This window comes from Pseudomonas sp. R1-18 (assembly GCF_051132095.1).
In the GTDB taxonomy this organism is placed as follows: domain Bacteria; phylum Pseudomonadota; class Gammaproteobacteria; order Pseudomonadales; family Pseudomonadaceae; genus Aquipseudomonas.
In genome coordinates this window covers 1,752,883-1,770,149 of record NZ_CP071658.1, presented here as the reverse complement: position 1 = coordinate 1,770,149, position 17,267 = coordinate 1,752,883, and the positions used below count along the sequence as shown (strand labels likewise).

Sequence of the window (17,267 nt, the reverse complement as noted above, 5' to 3'; positions counted from 1 at the left end):
ATTCAGCAAACGGTCAGGGGCCATGGCAAACATCGGGTCACCTTTACCCGCAGGTGCCCGGATGGGGCCTGCGCGGAGGGGCAACAGTTTATCAGGAAAGCCGAACGTTCGGCTGCGGGTGGCTTGGGCAGGTGCATCCATTGCGGCCAAAGGTCAAAGCCGATCAGGCGTTGTATAGGTATAGGGGGTATGCCTATCATGCGCAGCATATGAGTACGGGGTATCCCATGGGCCACATCGCAACCAACAAAGCAGATCTTCTCAACCGCGTCAGGCGTATCGCCGGACAGATCCAGGCGGTTGAACGCGCATTGGAATCGGATCTCGATTGCGCGAAAACACTGCATCTTGTTGCCGCCACTCGGGGAGCCATCAATGGCTTGATGGACGAAATTATCGAGGAGCACGCGTACGCACATGTCGTCAACCCGGCGCTCAGCGAAGACGAGCGCAGCAAGGGCGTTGAAGAGCTTCTGCAAGCCATTCGCCGTTACTCGAAGTGACCGAACGGGACGAGTAATCATGAGCAATATCAACACACGCTATACGCATGACCACGTTTTCCTTGGCGCGTCGCACGACGAAAATGCAGGCGTACGCTATGGGTCGTGGCTCTGACGGTTCTGATGATGATTGGCGAGATCGCTGCCGGGTACATCACAGGCTCGATGGCACTACTGGCCGACGGCTTTCATATGGCGACACATGCCGGCGCACTGGGCATCGCAGCGGCGGCCTACGGATACGCAAAACGCCACGCTTCCAGCCAACGCTACAGTTTCGGTACCGGGAAAGTCGGAGACCTGGGCGGTTTCGCCTCGGCGTTGATCCTCGGAATGGTCTCACTGGGGATCGCGATTGAATCGGTCATACGTCTGTTGCAACCGACGGACGTTCAGTTCGGCACCGCCACGCTTATTGCGATTGCCGGTCTTATAGTCAACATCATCAGCGCTCTGCTGCTGGGTCATGGACACCATCATGGGCACACTCATGAGCACGACCATCACGATCACGGCCATGCCCACCATGGGGACGACAACAATCTGAAATCGGCGTATGCCCACGTCGTCGCGGACGCGCTGACTTCCGTCCTGGCAATTGCCGCACTGCTCGCCGGCCGCTATCTCGGCTGGGTCTGGCTGGACCCGGTCATCGGCCTTGTCGGCGCAGTCGTCATTGCGCGCTGGGCATGGACCTTGATGGGTGTCACCGCAAGCGTACTGCTGGACCAGACAGATACGCACGTGGCCGAGGAAATCCGCGAGCTTGTGGAGAAGCCGGGGGATGCCACCATCACCGACTTGCATGTCTGGCGGGTCGGACCGCAAGCCCATGCAGCCATCGTCAGCGTTCTGGGCGAGCCGACCACGAGCGCCGACAGCATTCGTGAACGCCTCAAGCCAGTCCACGAAGTCAGCCATCTGACGGTCGAGTTTCGCCTCGCCTGACTCGATGCCCACCGCTTTCAAAGGAAACCCCAATGCCCCAAGGGAAACGCGAACTCGCACGGATCGAACGTCGGTTGATCGCCACGCTTACCGAGGCCTGCGAAACAGCAAAAACCGAGATCGGCGGCTTTACCTGGCTCACCCACACCGCGGACCTCGCCGCGCTGGCTGAAACCCTGAGGGTAGTCTGGGTGTTCGAAACCGTGGCTGATAAAGAACTTGCCCTGGTCAACGCCAAAGCCCGTATTTTCGAACTGATCGCCATCGCATTGAGGGAGGCTGACATCGATCTGAATCTTTCAGACCGCCAGGTCCACTTCGACTCCGAGGAAGAATGCGCCCGCGCCCATGGTGGTAATTGGCAAAAGCGCCTGGCCCGGACACGGTAAGCAGAGACTGACATGGCTAAAGAAATTGAAAATCCCTGTATCTCGGTTTGCCAGTTGAGTGGTGACCTGTGCGTGAGCTGCGGGCGAAGTAAAGAAGACATCAGGAAGTGGAAACGCATGAAGCGACCGGAAAAAATGGCTGCCGTTAAAAGGGCGAATCTGCAGATGAAGGCGCTGAAGAAAGTGCAGCCATAGTTGCTTGTTGTGGATTAACTTCGGATCGATTGCGTTGGGAATCGATGCAAGTCAGGGGATGGCGCAGCTCATCACCGCCGCGCCTCGACTGCCATTTTGATTGCGAGACTGGCGAGCACCGTTCCCATTATCCAGCGTTGAACCAACGCAAAACCCGGACGGCGAATGAAGAACAGTGCTACCGAAGCAGCGGACATGGCGATCAGCGCATTGACCAACACGCTGATACTGATCTGGATTGTACCCAGGGCAAGTGCCTGGCCCAGCACGCTGCCGTTTGCCGGTTCGATAAATTGGGGTAGCAGCGACAGGTACAGGACAGCGGCCTTAGGATTTAGCAGATTCGTTAGAAAATCCATGAGGAAAAGCTTGCGAGGACTGTCTTTCGGAAGGCTCCTCACTTCAAAGGGCGAACGCCCGCCCGGGCGTACGGCTTGCCAAGCCAGCCACAACAAGTAGACGGCTCCGGCGAAACGGATAGTGTCATAGGCGAATGGCACCGCAAGCACCAGCGCAGTGATGCCGAACGCAGCGCACAGCATGTAGAAGATAAAGCCGAGCGCAACCCCGCCAAGCGAGATCAATCCAGCTGCTCTCCCTTGGCAAATTGACCGAGAGATCAAGTACACCATGTTAGGGCCGGGGGTGAGCACCATGCCCAGTGCGATAGCGGCGAAGGCCAGAACGTCGGCTGATTCCAGCATTCCACATCTCCTGGACAAACGAGGCCGGATCATCCCGGGCTGCGCAGATTTACCATAGATTCCGCTATGTGTATTTGGCCGCGAATGAAAGTCTGCTGGCGGCGACCGGCAGCTCTTGATTTAAGGTGACATCACTAGCCTGTTGTCGGGTATATCTCAGCCGTCCCATTTTTGGGTTGCTGCAATGCTGCTGACAACGCGCGGATGACTTGCGCAGCCATATTTTCTGGATTGTTCGTGCCGTCAATGCGCACGACCGGTGACGTTTGCCTTGATAGCCACGCCTCGTGCCATGCTCGGTTACGTCCTGAAAAATTCGGATTGTCGTACTGCGACGCCCACTCCCGAAAAGCCACATGGGTTCCATGCATGTCGCCACCCGGAGCTATTCGATCTCCGAAGCGTGCTTCTTCACGTGCAGTCAGCCGCTCAAGCCGAACAGCTGCTGCCGTAACGACGAAAACTATCAGGTCGGCACCTGCGATCAGCGCGTCGCCCCATTCCATACAAGAGCCGGTCAGCACCCAATCACTCTTACCGAGTTTCTGCTGTATCAATAGCACGCGCTCATCGACGGGTCGTCTGGTTGTAAAAGGTGGGTTCGTGGGCATCCAGAAAGAATCATCAACATCGGCGTGTTGCACACCGAGCAACGTTGCGAGGTTACGACCCAAAGTGGTTACGCCCGCGCACGAAGCGCCTGTAATATAAATCCGCATTTTTCCTCCATGAATGCAAGTCCGGTTCGGGACCAGCAGGATATCCCGACCCCGTCTGGGTTTCACGGTTGCTCCGACTCTGAACGACGGTTTTCTACGATTAGCCACCGGCAACTATGGGTCGATTCCCGCAGCCTTTTTGCGGCTGAAGTCGTTCCACTTCGACTGCGCCGGATTCGAAAGAGCCGGCAGGACGCGGCTTCTGTGGGAGGCAGCTTGCTGGCGATTGCGGTCATCCAGTTGAAATGCAGGTTCAGCCAGACTGCAGTCGCGAGCAAGCTCCCTCCCACGGGCCAAGGCGCGCCGCAATGCGTGGGAGCTAGCTTGCTGGCGATCGCGGTCGACCGGACCAACCGGTCAAATTCAGACCGTTAAAGCAGGGAAGTGAACTTTCCCCGTTTGCTCCTCATGATTACCCCGTTTCAGGCGATACATTGCATACGCCCCTAACGCCGGGAACAACCCATGCGCCAGCTTAAAATCGCCCCAAGAGCCCTGATCAGTTTCTCCATTATTGGTGCGCTGGTCATTCTGCTGGGTCTGTTCGCCATGTATCAGCTCAAGAGCGTGCGTACGCAGGGTGAAGACCTTTCCGACAAGGGTATTCCAAGCCTCTCGGCCCTCAATGCTATTAACGAGTCCATGCTGCGTTTGCGCATCACGGCTTATCGCCTTTTTGTTGACCGTGAGGACGCCAAGGTGCGCGTCACAATGGCTCGCATCGCGGAACTGAACGGACAGCTCGTCGAAGCGATGACGCGCTACGAAAAGCTCATCGACGATGACGTGGAGCGAGCGCAGTACCAGAGCTTCAAAAAACTGGTCGGCGAGTACAACGCGGTCAGTGGTGAACTGGTCCAGCTTTCCAACGCAGACAAACCCGGCGATATGCTCGCGTTGCTGGGTGGCAAGTATAAGAAGGCGTCTGATGAGTTAAGCGTGCAAATGGCCGCGCTTACCAAGATCAACCAGGACGGCGCGACCGACTCTGATCAGCAGGCCGATCAAGCCTATGCGGAAGCTATAACCGGGGTATTCGCATTCATCATCGTGGCCGCAGTGTCGACCGGGCTCATGGCCTTGCTGTTTACCAGGAGCATCACGCGGCCACTGACGCAGGCGGTACGAGTGGCGCAAGTCATCGCCAAAGGGGACCTCACCGAGTCGTTCGACGCTGCGGGTGTAGATGAACCGGCCCAATTGCTCAACGCTCTGCAAACTATGCAACAGAACTTGAAGAGCACCATTCTTAACATTGCCGATTCCTCGAACCAGCTGGCCTCTGCCGCCGAGGAGTTGAATGCCGTTACGGAAGACTCAACCCGCGGGCTGCATCAACAGAACCATGAGATCGAGCAAGCCGCCGCAGCGGTTAACGAAATGACGGCTGCAGTGGATGAAGTGGCGCGCAACGCCGTCGCTACCTTTGAAGCGTCCAAGGAGTCGACTCAGACCGCCAAGCATGGCCAGCAACAGGTTTCGAAAACTGTGGAGTCCATCCGCCTTCTTTCTGATGACGTCATCCGCACCTCCGAGGAAGTCAAAAACCTCGGCGATGGTGTGACGAACATCAGCAAGGTGCTCGACGTGATTCGCGCCATTGCCGAGCAAACCAATCTGCTGGCGCTGAACGCGGCAATCGAAGCGGCGCGAGCGGGTGAGGCCGGCAGAGGTTTTGCGGTGGTGGCCGATGAAGTGCGTGCATTGGCACATCGCACGCAAACATCGACGCAGGAAATCGAGCAGATGGTAGGGACTATTCAGAAAGGCTCGGCCGGTGCCATGGATGCCATGCAAACCAGCACGCAGCGGGCTCGCCAGACGCTGGAAATCGCTCAGGACGCTGGTGGAGCGCTGGACCGCATCACCGATGCCATTAACCAGATCAGCGAACGAAACCTTGTTATCGCCAGCGCCTCCGAGGAACAAGCGCAAGTCGCCCGTGAGGTCGACCGCAACCTGGTCAACATTCGCGACCTGGCCGTGCAGACCTCTGACGGCGCAAACCAGACCAGCGCAGCCAGCCAGGAGCTATCGAAACTGGCCACCAGCCTGAACACCCTGGTTGCCCGCTTCTCGGTCTGACGCCTGAACAGCGGTCGATCCACGCCAGTTTCTCTGGAGTCAGATCAACCGCTAGCGGACAAGCCTGCCAGGTGGACGCAGTCGGAGGACGAGCGACAGCAAATGATTAGCTACGCTCGATCTGTTGCCGAAACCTTTTAAGTCGAACAGAAGATGTGGTGAGGATGGGCTAACGGTCGATAGCCAGCCGTCAGCTATAGCGACCCAAAGACGGCTATTCCGTTTCTATTTGCGAGCTGGGGCGTCCCAACAATCAGCTTTTAGCGCACAGACATCGTATTGCCGGTCCATAGCGGCCATGCGGTCCAAATGGGCCTGCGTTGCAATCTTGAATGATGCCTCACTGGTCATTACGTACTGTATGAGTCGATCGCTCATCCGCGTACTCCATTGTTGCCTGGTTTTTTCATCCAATGTTTCGGGTGCGGTCGATATCACCTGAAGCGTGCTGCCGTCTACCCGATCCAACTCGTCGCTGTAAGTCCTGATGTATTGCGCGCGGGCGGCATCATGCTGATGGTCAAGGTCGAATTGAAGGGCTTCCAGGTTTTGCTTGTAAAGCTCCCAATAGCTGTCAGGTAACGTGAATCCGAGCTCCTTACGCAACACGGCAATACGACTATCGTTACTTTGTGTCGGCTTGAGTACCGGCTTGTGCGATGAAATAACAACTGGGTCATTGGCGATAATTCGCTCGATCGTCGCGGTGCGCTCAGTACTTCGGGGGATGGTCTGGCCCAACGGCTCTAGCTGCACAGGTGGACTATGTGATGCAGACCGAGGCGCTACGCAACCGGCAAACAGGATGCAGGCCGATAACATTGCCAACGCGCATTTATGCGTCAAGCCCGTCATAACTTGTCCCTCCTGACCTTGCAGTGTTGCCGGTCTTACACAGACCGGCTTCGATGTAGCGTCAGCATCTGCTGGCTGCGCTCAGCCAGCAGGCGGCATCAGTTAAGGTGAGCTCGGAGCTCGCTCCCGGCTTGCCTCATAGAGGCTTTTACTTCCGGCACGTTACTTAACGGATTGAGGAGACCATAGTCATGGATCATGCCGTTGTAGCGAACTGCGGTCACGTCAACGCCAGCGGCATCCAGCTTCTGGGCGTAAGCCTCTCCCTCATCACGCAACACGTCGAGTCCTGCGGTCTGTATCAAGGCTGGAGGCAGCCCTTTGAGCTGCTCAAGAGAGGCCCTGAGCGGAGACGCATGAATCTGTGAGCGTTCGGCGGCGCTTGTGGTGTAGTTGTCCCAAAACCAACTCATCATATTCCTGGTCAGGAAATGTCCATCAGCGAACTGTTTGTAAGTGCCGGTTTCGAAGTTTGAATCCGTCACAGGCCACAGCAGGAGTTGGAACCGCAGTTTCGGCGTCGCTTTTTCTTTAGCCATGATGCTGACGACAGCTGCCATATTGCCGCCCACGCTGTTACCCGCTACCGCTAGGCGTTTGCCATCAACGTGAATTTGCTGACCATTTTCGGCGACCCACTTCGTCGCAGCATAGGCTTGGTTAATCGCAGTTGGATATCGAGCTTCCGGCGACGGCGTATAGTCCACATACACTGCGATAGCCCCCGACGAGACCACCAGGTCACGGATCAGGCGGGCATGAGTTGGATAGTCTCCCAGCACCCAGCCGCCTCCATGGAAGAACATAAACGCTGGCAGAACGCCTTTTACATTTTCTGGACGGATCACTTTCAGCCTGATCTCTTTCCCGTCGACAGAAATTGTCTTGTCGGAAACCTCAATGCCGGACATGTCGACCTTTACGGAGTTCTGGGCTCCCGTCAGTACCGCTCGTGCGTCGACAGGAGCCATTTGCTCAAGCGGCTTTCCACCACCCGCAGCCAGTGCAGCGAGGAACGCCTGAGTAGTGTGCTCAGGCACCGGATTGCTTTCTGCCATCGCGGAGCCAACGGAGAGAGCGATCATTGCAGGTACTGCGTTAGAGATTTTTGTCATAGGACCCCCTAGCAATTGGACGTGAGAAAATGGTCAGATCAGCCGTGCACCGCCATCGACATTGATGGTTGCGCCGTTCATGAACCCGTTGTGCATTAGAAAGACTACCGCCGCTCCAGCCTCTTCAGCAGTGCCGAGCCGATGCAGTGGAAGCGCGCTCTCCAGCGCAGCGACGAATCCATCCCGTCCCTCTCCCATAGTCTTGGCTATCAGAGGCGTATCAATGGGGCCGGGCGAAAGCGTGTTGACGCGGATTGGGGCCAGCTCCAATGCCAAGCCTCGCGCAAAGGCTTCCATGGCTGCGGACGCGGCTGCCAGCACCGCAGTCCCATGAGCGTTAGGACGATCTGCAAGCGATCCGGAAATAAACGTAACTGAGCCGTCCCGAGACAAGCGACCTTCAACCGCTTTCAGCGCATGAACGGCAGCCCAGATGCGTTCATCGAACGCCTTGCGCAGATACGCAACGTCTGCCTCAAGTACTTTCCCGGCGACGAACGTCCCAGCCAGAAGTACCAGGTGATCGACCCTGTCGATCGTCCTTAGCGCCTCGTTTAGAGATTCGCTGTTGGTCACATCTGCAGCGCGCCAATCGTCAAACCCGTTTTCTTCCGCCGCTTTGCTCGAGCGAACTTTATCCAGGCCGACTACGATAACTTTGGCTCCGAGCTTTTTGGCCTGCCGTGCCGCCGCTAATCCTATACCGGAGGTCCCACCAACTATTACGACTGTTTTGCCTGCAAACACGGCTGTCATTTCTATCGATTCATGCATTATGTTGCTCCTCTCACTGATGTTGATCTATTCGCAACCTCATACCCAACTTATCTTGGGGGCTGTCGTAACCAATTTGCTACCGCTTCAGCAAAAGCATCTGCATCTCTCCCGCTTCCCGTGACTATCCATTTGATGATCACTACATCTTTCGGCACGAAGATAGCCCCATAGCTTTTAAGCTGAATTATCATTTCCGGTGTGTCGGCGGTGCTTGCTTCCTTACCTACCAGCAAACCGGCCTGGGCGAGAACTATCGAGCCATAACCTAGCCCGGCGATGAGCTTTCTTGCGTTGTCGAATCGCTGAAGCTGAATTACGATATTTTCGTTATCCCAGAGATATTCGCGAGTGCCTTCACCATCCATTACGGCGATAGCATCGAAGCATCCGTCATCTAGCTCAGCAAGGTCTTCTGTCAAGATATCGCTAAAGCCTGGATTATCGGCCCCGACCGATGGCAGGGAAAAAATTCGCAAATTGAACTCCTTTCGCCATGCCGCAAGACAATGTAAAAGCGTAGGGAATTCCAGTCGTCTGGGCGGCACAATAATGGCCAACTTTTTCATTAAAAGTCCTTGCAGCGCAACAGTTCAACTGCCTGGTAAATGCGTTACCGGATTAGCCATCTACGACCTCTTCGTGAGCGCCGGTGATTGATTGGTTAAGGATCGATGAAGAACTCAGCGAAGTACAGCCTGGCCAAAGATAAGGACCTGCATCATTCCAGTGTAAGTGGCCGCAGCCCTCTGTATCCGCGGTCTGTAGCTACCTGAGCATTAACTGTTTAAGTCCTAAACGCTGAAGCGGGTTCCTTTCCACTTCGCTTGGAAATATGATCATTTCACGTAGCAGTCATGAGTTTTTGCTGCGATGGGAGTAGCGGGCGGCGCCCCAACTTATATAGGCGCTCAAACGGTCAGTGAGGTGTCGAATGTATCCGCCATTGGAAGGTCCAACGATTTTGACAAGTTACAGCCAGATAAAAGTCAAGTTCAGGGCGGTCTCTCCTGTTGCGTGTTCTGAGATTACCGCAGCGCTTGAGCAGCTTGCTCGACTGGCAGGGTGCATCGATTACTCGCTCATCTATTTAAATAAAAATGCATTTGATTGGTCGATCGTGGCCGCATGGTTAACGCCCGCAGACAGGGAGCGACACTACCGTAGCGAGGAGATACAGAACTTGTTCCGCTGCTTGATCCAGCGCAATGCGTGCTTGATCGCGTGCAGCGAGTGCAGCGAGTGCAGCCTATATAGCGGGCCCGGAGGCCGGACATATATGGCCGGCGCGAGTCTTCCTGTCGATGGAGGTTTCGGCGCATAAGTGACAGATATGTGGATAAATGGCGCGAGGCTTTTCGCCGGCAATATGTAATGCCTCGTCCCTGAAGTGTTTATTGGGACGAAGCATTCTCTATAACGAGATCCCAAGGTGCCGGGTTTGGAAATATTTCCTGCAAGAACTTAACGAACGCCTTCACGTTCGGATTACCTCGTCGGCTGTCTGGCCATAGGGCGGTGATCACAAATCGATCGACGGCATACTGAGGAAACACAGGGACAAGCTCGCCGCGCTCTACATAGGGTGCCGCAACATAGGTCGGCGAGATACCTATCCCGCCTCCCGCAGCGAGCGCAGCTGCCACCGCATCGCTTGCGTCAATGGTCATCGAATGGTTCGGCGTCACCTCAACTATCCGCTCACCAATCTGGAAAGGCCAGCGTAGAGGCTGCCCCGTACTTTGGTAACGAAAGTTGATGCTGTCATGATTCACAAGATCTTCTATGGTCTGAGGCCTCCCCATTCTCGCGAGATAGGCCGGTGAAGCAAATGTACATATCCGGTGAGGAGCCAAGGATCTGGAGACTAGCCTGGAGTCGGCCAGATTTCCCACTCTGATAGCGACGTCGATGCCCTGTTCAACGATGTCTGAAAACTGATCGCCCAGACGCAGGTCAACTGCAAGTTTTGGATAGCGTTGCCGAAATCTCGGAAGAGCTGGGGCAAGGATATTTGTACCTATAGGCAACGGAGCGGTCACCTTCAAAACCCCTGACGGCTCGCCTCGCGATGCCACTGCCGCCTGCTCGATTTCTTCTATTTCCCGGATGACCCGTAAGGCACGTTCGTAGAGTTCCCGGCCTTCGGGGGTCAGAGTGAGCGATCGCGTTGTTCTGCTGAACAGCTTTAACCCGAAGTGCTCCTCCAGGCGTTGAACGCTTTTACTTATTGCAGATGGCGAGACGGATAGATCCCGGGCTGCTGCAGTGTAGCTGCCCAAGGACGCGGTGCGAGCGAAAGCAATAAGGCCTGTCAGCCTATCCAAACCTACTTGTTCTTTCATGGAATAAGTGAATCCCCTGTGAGCCATATTATAAATGTTAGCCCGAGGCTATAAGTTAGCGCTATCACTTCCGACGCGTCGCCGGTGCCAACCAGCAGAGCGCAGAAGAGCATTGCTTGTGGTGATCTACGAAGGTCGCTTCCGCAGCCCATCCTTGAGGGATTTCTGTATGAATACGCTGTTCGACCCGGTGGCATTAGGTGCGATTAACCTCGAGAACCGCGTCATCATGGCCCCGATGACGCGGGCCAGGGGAACGCAAAAGCACATTCCCACGCAAATGATGGCTGACTATTATGCGCAGCGGGCCTCAGCAGGCCTCATCATCAGCGAGGCTATCGGGATCAGCCAGCAAGGTCTGGGTTGGCCATACGCGACTGGAATATGGGCTGCCTCTCAGATCGATGGATGGCGTCGTGTAACGGACGCGGTCCACGCGGCCGGCGGCAAAATGATCGCGCAGCTATGGCATATGGGCAGGGTGGTACATCCCAGCTTTCTCGACGGCGCACAGCCTGTTGGTCCGTCAGTAACAACCGCGCCAGGCCTCGCTCACACATACACGGGCAAACAACCCTATTCTCAAGCGCGCGCACTGCCGCTTGAGGAAATCCCCGCGCTTCTGGCTGATTTTGCCCAAGCGGCCCTGAATGCCTTGTCGGCGGGCTTCGACGGGGTACAGATACATGCAGCGAATGGTTATCTGATAGACCAGTTTCTCAGGGATAGCGGTAATTTTCGTACCGACATCTACGGAGGCTCGATCGAAATCGTGTCAGGCTTCTGAGTGAAGTAACGCGGGCGGTTGCAGCCGCCATCGGAGTTGAGAGGGTCGGGGTTCGCCTGACTCCAAGCAGCTACGACCAAGGTGTGCGAGATAGCAATCCATTGCCTTTATTTGTACACGCAGCCGAAATGCTGTCGGACATAGGAGTAGCGCACCTGGAACTCCGGGAACCGCCTGCGGATGGAAGTTTTGGGGTGTCAGAATACCCTCCCATCGCCGCCGTTATCCGGAAAGCATTCAAGGGCAAGCTGATCCTCAATTCCGATTTCGACTTGGCCCGCGCTGAGCTAGTCATGGAAAGCGGCATCGCGGATGCCATTGCCTTTGGACGGCCCTTTATCGCAAATCCCGAACTTCCCGAAATGCTTCGTCAGCGCGTTCCTCTAAGAGCCGAGGACAGGTCGACATGGTTCACTCAGGGGAAAGAGGGTTATATCGACTATCCCGGACTGACCTCGCTCGCACCAGCCGCTTGCTGAGAAAGGACTCCACGCTGGGCTGGCAGACACTCTGCCGATCTCAGCTAACCCCTCCACCAAGCTTCAGAGGACTTACGGCAAAACGCGCGGCGCTTGCCTGGAATGCGAATTCCTGGTTGAGGCCAAGTGGAGAAGCGGCCGGAGACTCATACCGCGGGCGACAATCCTGCTATTTAAAACGATCACGGAGGGAATAAGAGTCCGCGTCATTCGTCTCTCTACTAACTCAGATCGAGGATGTGCGAGTGAAAAGCTTCAAAACGATAAAACAACGAACGCTGTTTTGCACCGTGGGGCTTCTCGCGGCGGGATGGATTGTGACCTCCTCTGGGCACGCAGGCCATGAGCATCCTGCGCCCTCAATGGCGACGCCGAGTGATGTCCAGGCTTTCGTGGCTGAGAACAATGCTTCTATGAAAAAGATGATGGAGGGCATGGATCAGAAACCTACAGGGGATATCGATCAAGATTTCGTCACCCAGATGACAGCTCACCATCAAGGCGCTATCGACATGGCGATGACAATGCTCAGGTATGGCGAGAACGAGCAACTGAAACGCATGGCGCAAGAAATAATTGTCAGTCAACAACAGGAAATTGCAGCAATGCGCCATGCAGTCGGCGAACCGTTGCCGCCGTCGATTTCGTCGCCATCTCAAGCCCCCTCGGTCCCCCAGTGATCTCCTCGAGGCCATGATTCAACATCAAGCAAAGGAGCAGTACATGAAGTTAGCCCAATGTCGCCTGACCGTTTTAGTCTGCTTGGCGATCACCGGATCGTCCGCTGTGTTTGCGGGCCAAGTTCCCGGTCCCGCCTCTGCCGCAGATATCCCAGTCAGTCACCAGGACCGCGTTTACGCTTCCGAGCAATTTTCCAATACTGTATCGGTCACCGATCCGGCTGATAACAAGCTTCTCGGGGTGATAAGCCTGGGTGACCCGCAGCCAGGCAATCTGAGCCCTTTATATAAAGGTGAGGTGCTGGTGCATGGTCTGGGCTACTCCCCCGACCACAAGACCTTGGCCGTGGTGTCTATCGGAACCAACTCGGTGACTTTCATCGACACCGAAACCAATACCGTGAAGCACAAGACATATGTCGGCAGAGCTCCACATGAGGCGTTTTTTACACCGGACGGTAGCGAAGTCTGGGTCACTGTTCGGGGTGAAGACTATGTGTCTGTTATCGACGCAAAGACCTACACGGAGAAGACCCGAATCAAGACTCCCCCAGGCCCAGGTATGCAGATTTTTTCCCCGGATGGGAAATATGGCTATATCTGTTCTTCGTTCACCCCGGAAACAGTCGTGGTCGCTATCGCTGACCACAAGATCGTGGGTCGTGTAGAGCAAGCGAGCCCGTTCTGCCCGAATATCGCGGCTTCCGCCGACGGGAAGCAGGTCTGGCTGATGCTCAAGGATGTGGGAAAGGCCCAGGTATTTGACGCAAAGCCGCCGTTCAAAACAATCAAGACGCTGGACATCGGTCCGATCGCTAACCATGTCAACCTGGTTGATACGCGAAATGGTGTATTCGCCTACATCACAGCAGGCGGCTTGAACGAGGTTCAGGTCTATCGTACCGACACGTTTGAGAAGGTTGCCACGATTGCGGTAGGTAAGCTACCACACGGTTTATGGCCGTCCGGCGACGGCACCCGTGTTTACGTTGGCCTGGAGAACGCCGATGCTCTGGCGGTCATCGATACTTCGACCAATAAGGTCGTTGCTAGCATTCCGATCGGTCAAGGCCCCCAGGCCATTGCGTATGTACCAAACGCTGTCACGAATGGATCAGCTGTCGAAAATCTCAAGCCGCTGGGTCCCGCAGGGCAAGCAACGCACTTGGCACTTGATGCAGCATCGGGCCCTGCCGCTCAGCCCCCGACCAGCGTGACGCTTTTCAACCAAGGGCTGACCCAGGTTTTGCAAGCTGCTGTAACGGGCCTGGAGCCGAAGCAGGCGTACACATTGGCGCTGTCTGACCGAAAAAACGGTACCGGCGAAACTGAACCGCTGGCAATGTTCATGACTAACCCTGCGGGTTCAGCAATCGTAAATGCCGTGGGCCCTATTCGTCAGATCGTTCAGAGCGACACTCCGGATCAGCGTCGGTATTTAGTCGTTTTGGTTGGAAAACCAGACCAACTCGGAGCACCGGTGCAAGTCCAGGCGGAATAAGCTTTCTGGAATTCATTCAACGATGAGGTTCATTCGCGCCCTAGTGATGCATGCGGTAGCGGCGGCAAAGACGGAGTTCTGTAGTTATTAATTGAACCAGCGCGGCGCCAAGGTCATGCGTCCATCGGGAGCCAGTCCGGTTATTTGTGACACCACGGAAACTCTGAATTTCCGTTGGCTCGCATGTTCCTTTTACGCGAGAACGCTTAATTTGACGCGCAGCGGCTCATTGAAGGCTGTCCCTCAGCCGTGGAAGTCGATGATGGCTTCGTCGATAGGGTTCATCCGGACCGTTGCCACCGCCCAGCGGGCCAAGTGTGCGAGCTGCGTTGATATCATAGCCGCCGGCGAGGCAGCGCATCGGCACGGTACAGAACATGCAGGTGAATGCGGACCATGGGCCGCCTCACGGAACGGTGAAATCCTGGATTTGATACTAGTGAGCACTGTGAATGATCAGATTTAACGATCTAGCTATCTTCGTTCGGGTAGCGACTGTTGACAGCTTTTCGACTGTGGCCAGGGACATGGATCTCTTCCCTGCACAGATCAGCGCGGCTATAAAGCGTCTGGAAGGCGAGCTGGACGTGCGCCTGTTTGCCCGATCTACAAGGAGTTTGCGCCTTACCGCTGAGGGGGAGCGCTATCTTCCGTACGCGCGGGAGGTTTTGAACACGTTGAGTGAGGGGAAAGCAGGCCTGCAACAGGATGATCAGAAGCTTCAAGGCGTTTTGCAGATAGCGAGCGCGTCCGACTTAGGAAGAAATGTCCTGCTTCCTTGGCTGCTGGAATTCAGGCGAGCGAATCCAGGCTTGGTGCTGCGACTGATGCTGTCCGACCAAGTGTCCGACATTTTTCGAGATCCTATCGACGCTGCCGTTCGATATGGCACCGTTCCGAGCGCAGAATACGTTGCATTGCCCCTGGTGCCTGAAAACCGACGAGTAGTGGCTGCTGCGCCCAGCTACCTTCAGCGTTTCGGACGCCCTGAAACAGTGCAGGACCTCAGAGATCACGCATGCCTGCGGTTTCACCTCAACGGCAAGCTTTATGACAAATGGGTATTTCCTCGAGATTCAGGAAGCGACCATGTGACCGTCAGCGGTCCGGTGCTGAGCGACGATGCCGATGTTATCAGGCGGTGTGCGATAGCCGGCGAAGGGATACTCTATAAATCTTGGATAGATGTTTGCCAAGATGTAAGGGCCGGCCATCTGGAGGTCCTGCTTCCATCAGTCGTAGGAGAGCGATACCCTCTGAGCTTTATCTGCCCCCATCGTAAGCAGTTCACCCCAGCTTTGCGTTTACTCTACGCCTCCCTAAAGAGTCAATGTGATTTGCTCCTCCAAGAGCATGCCGGCAAGATGCAGTGTTCCGCATTATTAACTGCCGACCCGTACACTCCGAAGCAGTTGCGAAGTTAGAGCGCCATAACTAGCGAAATGGAGTTGGAACGATTGCACTGATGCCTATCGCTCTGCTGAGCAAATCGGCCTAACGTCGGCGTTTCAGCCGCCCTAGCGGCCGTGAATGACGCCCGGATCAAGGGCTCTCGATCGGTGATCGCAGCAGCTGCAGGAGGCAAGCCTGGCGGCCAAAAGTAGTCATGTCGCATCGCTCTGATATGCTTCGATTCGTTCGAAAAATCCGTTGCGTCCTCCAGCCCGCCACCGTGCGGGCTGAGCCCGTAGGAGAAGGACGCTTTTTGCTCCCTCAAGGACGAGCCTGAGAATGAATGAACGCTGACATTAGCGATGCTCCGCAACGAGTCATTCGAAAACACCACAAACGTGGAGCCTTCTATGTGGCCATCTGTCTGGTGATTGGCAGCATAACCACGATAGGTGCACTCCAGTTGGTAAGTCGAGCCGCGAGCATCGACTCAACATACGAACGGTCGACGAGCCCAATCGGTGGCGAAGGAGAGCTGATTCGGGCCAGTGGAATGCCGTCGAGACAAGATTTCGAGTCCTCGCAATCTCAAGCATCATCGGAGATACATCTGCCGGCAAACACGGCTCGGCAAACCGTCTTCAATGATCAGAACTTCATTCCTAGAGGCGCTGACAACGTACTTGCCCTTCGCGTCGGCTCTGATCCTTCCCCACGGGAGGGGATTCCAAAGAAAGTAAAGCTAACGATCGTACGCCAATCGCCCAGTATGAAAGAGCGAGCATGCTGGCCTTATAGGCAGGGAAGTATCGAATCTCGGGACTGTCGCGCTTTGATCGGCCTGAAGCATCGAAAATAGCCCATGAACTAGCCGCTATTGCCAGGCTGCGGTGGGTCGTAAGCACACTAAAAAATCTTCGACGGATCGAGCCAGCACAGCCTTCAGCAGCGGCTACGGTGGGGATTAAACCGTCCGCTATCGATCGATAGCAGTCCGTCTGAAGAACACCCACCCGGTCGCACTGTAAATCTCCTTACCGCTGAGCAGCTCAAGGCAGCTATAGACCTCAGCCTTATCAAACGCACGACGCCATGCGGGGTCTGTTACAGAGACGCGGACCGATCAACCAGGCACTACCTTTCCCCCGGAGGCCTTATGTCGCCAGAGCAATCGAACCTGCACCTTCCACCCCACGCACTCGAACGGGTCGAAGCCTTGATGCGCAGCGGCCAGCGCGTGCTCCTGGGCATCGCGGGCACGCCCGGCTCCGGCAAGTCCACGGTAGCCCGCATGCTCGCGGCCGCACTGGGGCCAAGGGCGGTCGTGGTGCCGATGGATGGTTATCACTTGGCCAATCAGGAACTGGCCCGGCTCGGTCGGCAGGCACGAAAGGGCGCGCCTGATACCTTTGACGTGGACGGCTATCGGGCGGCCCTGCTCAGGCTCAAGGCCCCTCAAGATGACACCGTCTACGTGCCGTATTTCGCCAGGGAGATAGAGGAACCGATCGCCAACGCCATTCCGGTAGGCCGCGAGGTCCAGTTGGTCATCAGCGAAGGCAATTACCTCTTGTTGCCTGAAGGCCCGTGGGCGAGGATCGCCGAGCTGTTCGATGACCGTTGGTACGTGGAGGTGAGCGGCACGACGCGGATGACGCGTCTTGTAGAGCGCCATCAGCGTTACGGCCGTACCCTCATCCAAGCCCAGGCGTGGGCCGAAACGGTGGACGAACCCAATGCCCGGTTGATAGAGCGTCACGCGGAACGCGCGGACTTTGCGCTGCCCTGGGACTGAG

Annotated in this window: 15 protein-coding genes and 2 pseudogenes; 10 read left to right on the top strand and 7 right to left on the bottom strand. The window is 56.0% G+C overall.

From position 1 onward, the window contains the following. Positions 1–227 precede the first annotated feature (227 nt). The 4 genes and pseudogenes from J3P77_RS08305 to J3P77_RS08290 all read left to right on the top strand — a co-directional run bounded on the left by J3P77_RS08305 (position 228) and on the right by J3P77_RS08290 (position 2,035). Complete coding sequence (locus J3P77_RS08305) at positions 228–503, top strand: metal/formaldehyde-sensitive transcriptional repressor (protein ID WP_434681017.1); 276 nt, start codon at positions 228–230, stop codon at positions 501–503. A 19-nt stretch (positions 504–522) separates the two neighbouring features. Further along, positions 523–1,451 (top strand): annotated as a pseudogene (gene dmeF / locus J3P77_RS08300) (CDF family Co(II)/Ni(II) efflux transporter DmeF). A 32-nt stretch (positions 1,452–1,483) separates the two neighbouring features. After that, a complete protein-coding gene (locus J3P77_RS08295) occupies positions 1,484–1,840 on the top strand; it encodes a hypothetical protein (RefSeq protein WP_434681015.1) in 357 nt (118 codons plus the stop codon). A 12-nt stretch (positions 1,841–1,852) separates the two neighbouring features. Then, a complete protein-coding gene (locus tag J3P77_RS08290) occupies positions 1,853–2,035 on the top strand; it encodes a DUF1289 domain-containing protein (protein WP_434681014.1) in 183 nt (60 codons plus the stop codon). Between the two features lie 71 nt (positions 2,036–2,106). Here J3P77_RS08290 and J3P77_RS08285 read toward each other — a convergent pair whose 3' ends face one another. Together J3P77_RS08285 and J3P77_RS08280 are read right to left on the bottom strand one after the other, a co-directional pair. Next, positions 2,107–2,739 carry a LysE family translocator gene (locus J3P77_RS08285; RefSeq protein ID WP_434681013.1) on the bottom strand — a complete coding sequence of 211 codons (633 nt, stop codon included), beginning with the start codon at positions 2,737–2,739 and terminating at the stop codon, positions 2,107–2,109. A gap of 134 nt (positions 2,740–2,873) precedes the next feature. Further along, on the bottom strand, positions 2,874–3,458 hold the full coding sequence (locus J3P77_RS08280; RefSeq protein WP_434681012.1) for an adenylate kinase: 585 nt from the start codon (positions 3,456–3,458) through the stop codon (positions 2,874–2,876). 465 nt (positions 3,459–3,923) lie between these two features. Between J3P77_RS08280 and J3P77_RS08275 the strand changes: the two genes are divergently transcribed. Beyond that, positions 3,924–5,543, top strand: a complete 1,620-nt coding sequence (locus J3P77_RS08275) for a methyl-accepting chemotaxis protein (protein WP_434681011.1) — start codon at positions 3,924–3,926, stop codon at positions 5,541–5,543. A gap of 225 nt (positions 5,544–5,768) precedes the next feature. Here J3P77_RS08275 and J3P77_RS08270 read toward each other — a convergent pair whose 3' ends face one another. From J3P77_RS08270 to J3P77_RS08250, 5 genes are all read right to left on the bottom strand, one after another. Further along, positions 5,769–6,284 (bottom strand): hypothetical protein, encoded by a 516-nt coding sequence (locus J3P77_RS08270; protein ID WP_434681009.1) that lies wholly within the window; start codon positions 6,282–6,284, stop codon positions 5,769–5,771. Between the two features lie 212 nt (positions 6,285–6,496). Then, complete coding sequence (locus tag J3P77_RS08265) at positions 6,497–7,513, bottom strand: alpha/beta hydrolase (RefSeq protein ID WP_434681008.1); 1,017 nt, start codon at positions 7,511–7,513, stop codon at positions 6,497–6,499. A 33-nt stretch (positions 7,514–7,546) separates the two neighbouring features. Beyond that, on the bottom strand, positions 7,547–8,287 hold the full coding sequence (locus J3P77_RS08260; RefSeq protein ID WP_434681007.1) for an SDR family oxidoreductase: 741 nt from the start codon (positions 8,285–8,287) through the stop codon (positions 7,547–7,549). A gap of 50 nt (positions 8,288–8,337) precedes the next feature. After that, the gene (locus tag J3P77_RS08255) at positions 8,338–8,856 is read right to left on the bottom strand and encodes a DJ-1/PfpI family protein (protein WP_434681006.1); all 519 of its coding nucleotides are present in this window, start codon (positions 8,854–8,856) and stop codon (positions 8,338–8,340) included. Between the two features lie 825 nt (positions 8,857–9,681). Next, positions 9,682–10,632 (bottom strand): LysR family transcriptional regulator, encoded by a 951-nt coding sequence (locus J3P77_RS08250; RefSeq protein ID WP_434681005.1) that lies wholly within the window; start codon positions 10,630–10,632, stop codon positions 9,682–9,684. Between the two features lie 34 nt (positions 10,633–10,666). Between J3P77_RS08250 and J3P77_RS08245 the strand changes: the two are divergent. From J3P77_RS08245 to J3P77_RS08225, 5 genes and pseudogenes are all read left to right on the top strand, one after another. Then, positions 10,667–11,898, top strand: a pseudogene (locus J3P77_RS08245) (alkene reductase). A gap of 245 nt (positions 11,899–12,143) precedes the next feature. Beyond that, a complete protein-coding gene (locus tag J3P77_RS08240) occupies positions 12,144–12,578 on the top strand; it encodes a DUF305 domain-containing protein (RefSeq protein WP_434681004.1) in 435 nt (144 codons plus the stop codon). Positions 12,579–12,621: 43 nt separating this feature from the next. Then, complete coding sequence (locus J3P77_RS08235; RefSeq protein WP_434681001.1) at positions 12,622–14,079, top strand: YncE family protein; 1,458 nt, start codon at positions 12,622–12,624, stop codon at positions 14,077–14,079. Between the two features lie 452 nt (positions 14,080–14,531). Beyond that, positions 14,532–15,503, top strand: a complete 972-nt coding sequence (locus J3P77_RS08230; protein WP_434681000.1) for a LysR substrate-binding domain-containing protein — start codon at positions 14,532–14,534, stop codon at positions 15,501–15,503. A 1,124-nt stretch (positions 15,504–16,627) separates the two neighbouring features. Beyond that, complete coding sequence (locus tag J3P77_RS08225; protein WP_434680998.1) at positions 16,628–17,266, top strand: nucleoside/nucleotide kinase family protein; 639 nt, start codon at positions 16,628–16,630, stop codon at positions 17,264–17,266. Position 17,267: the final 1 nt, after the last annotated feature.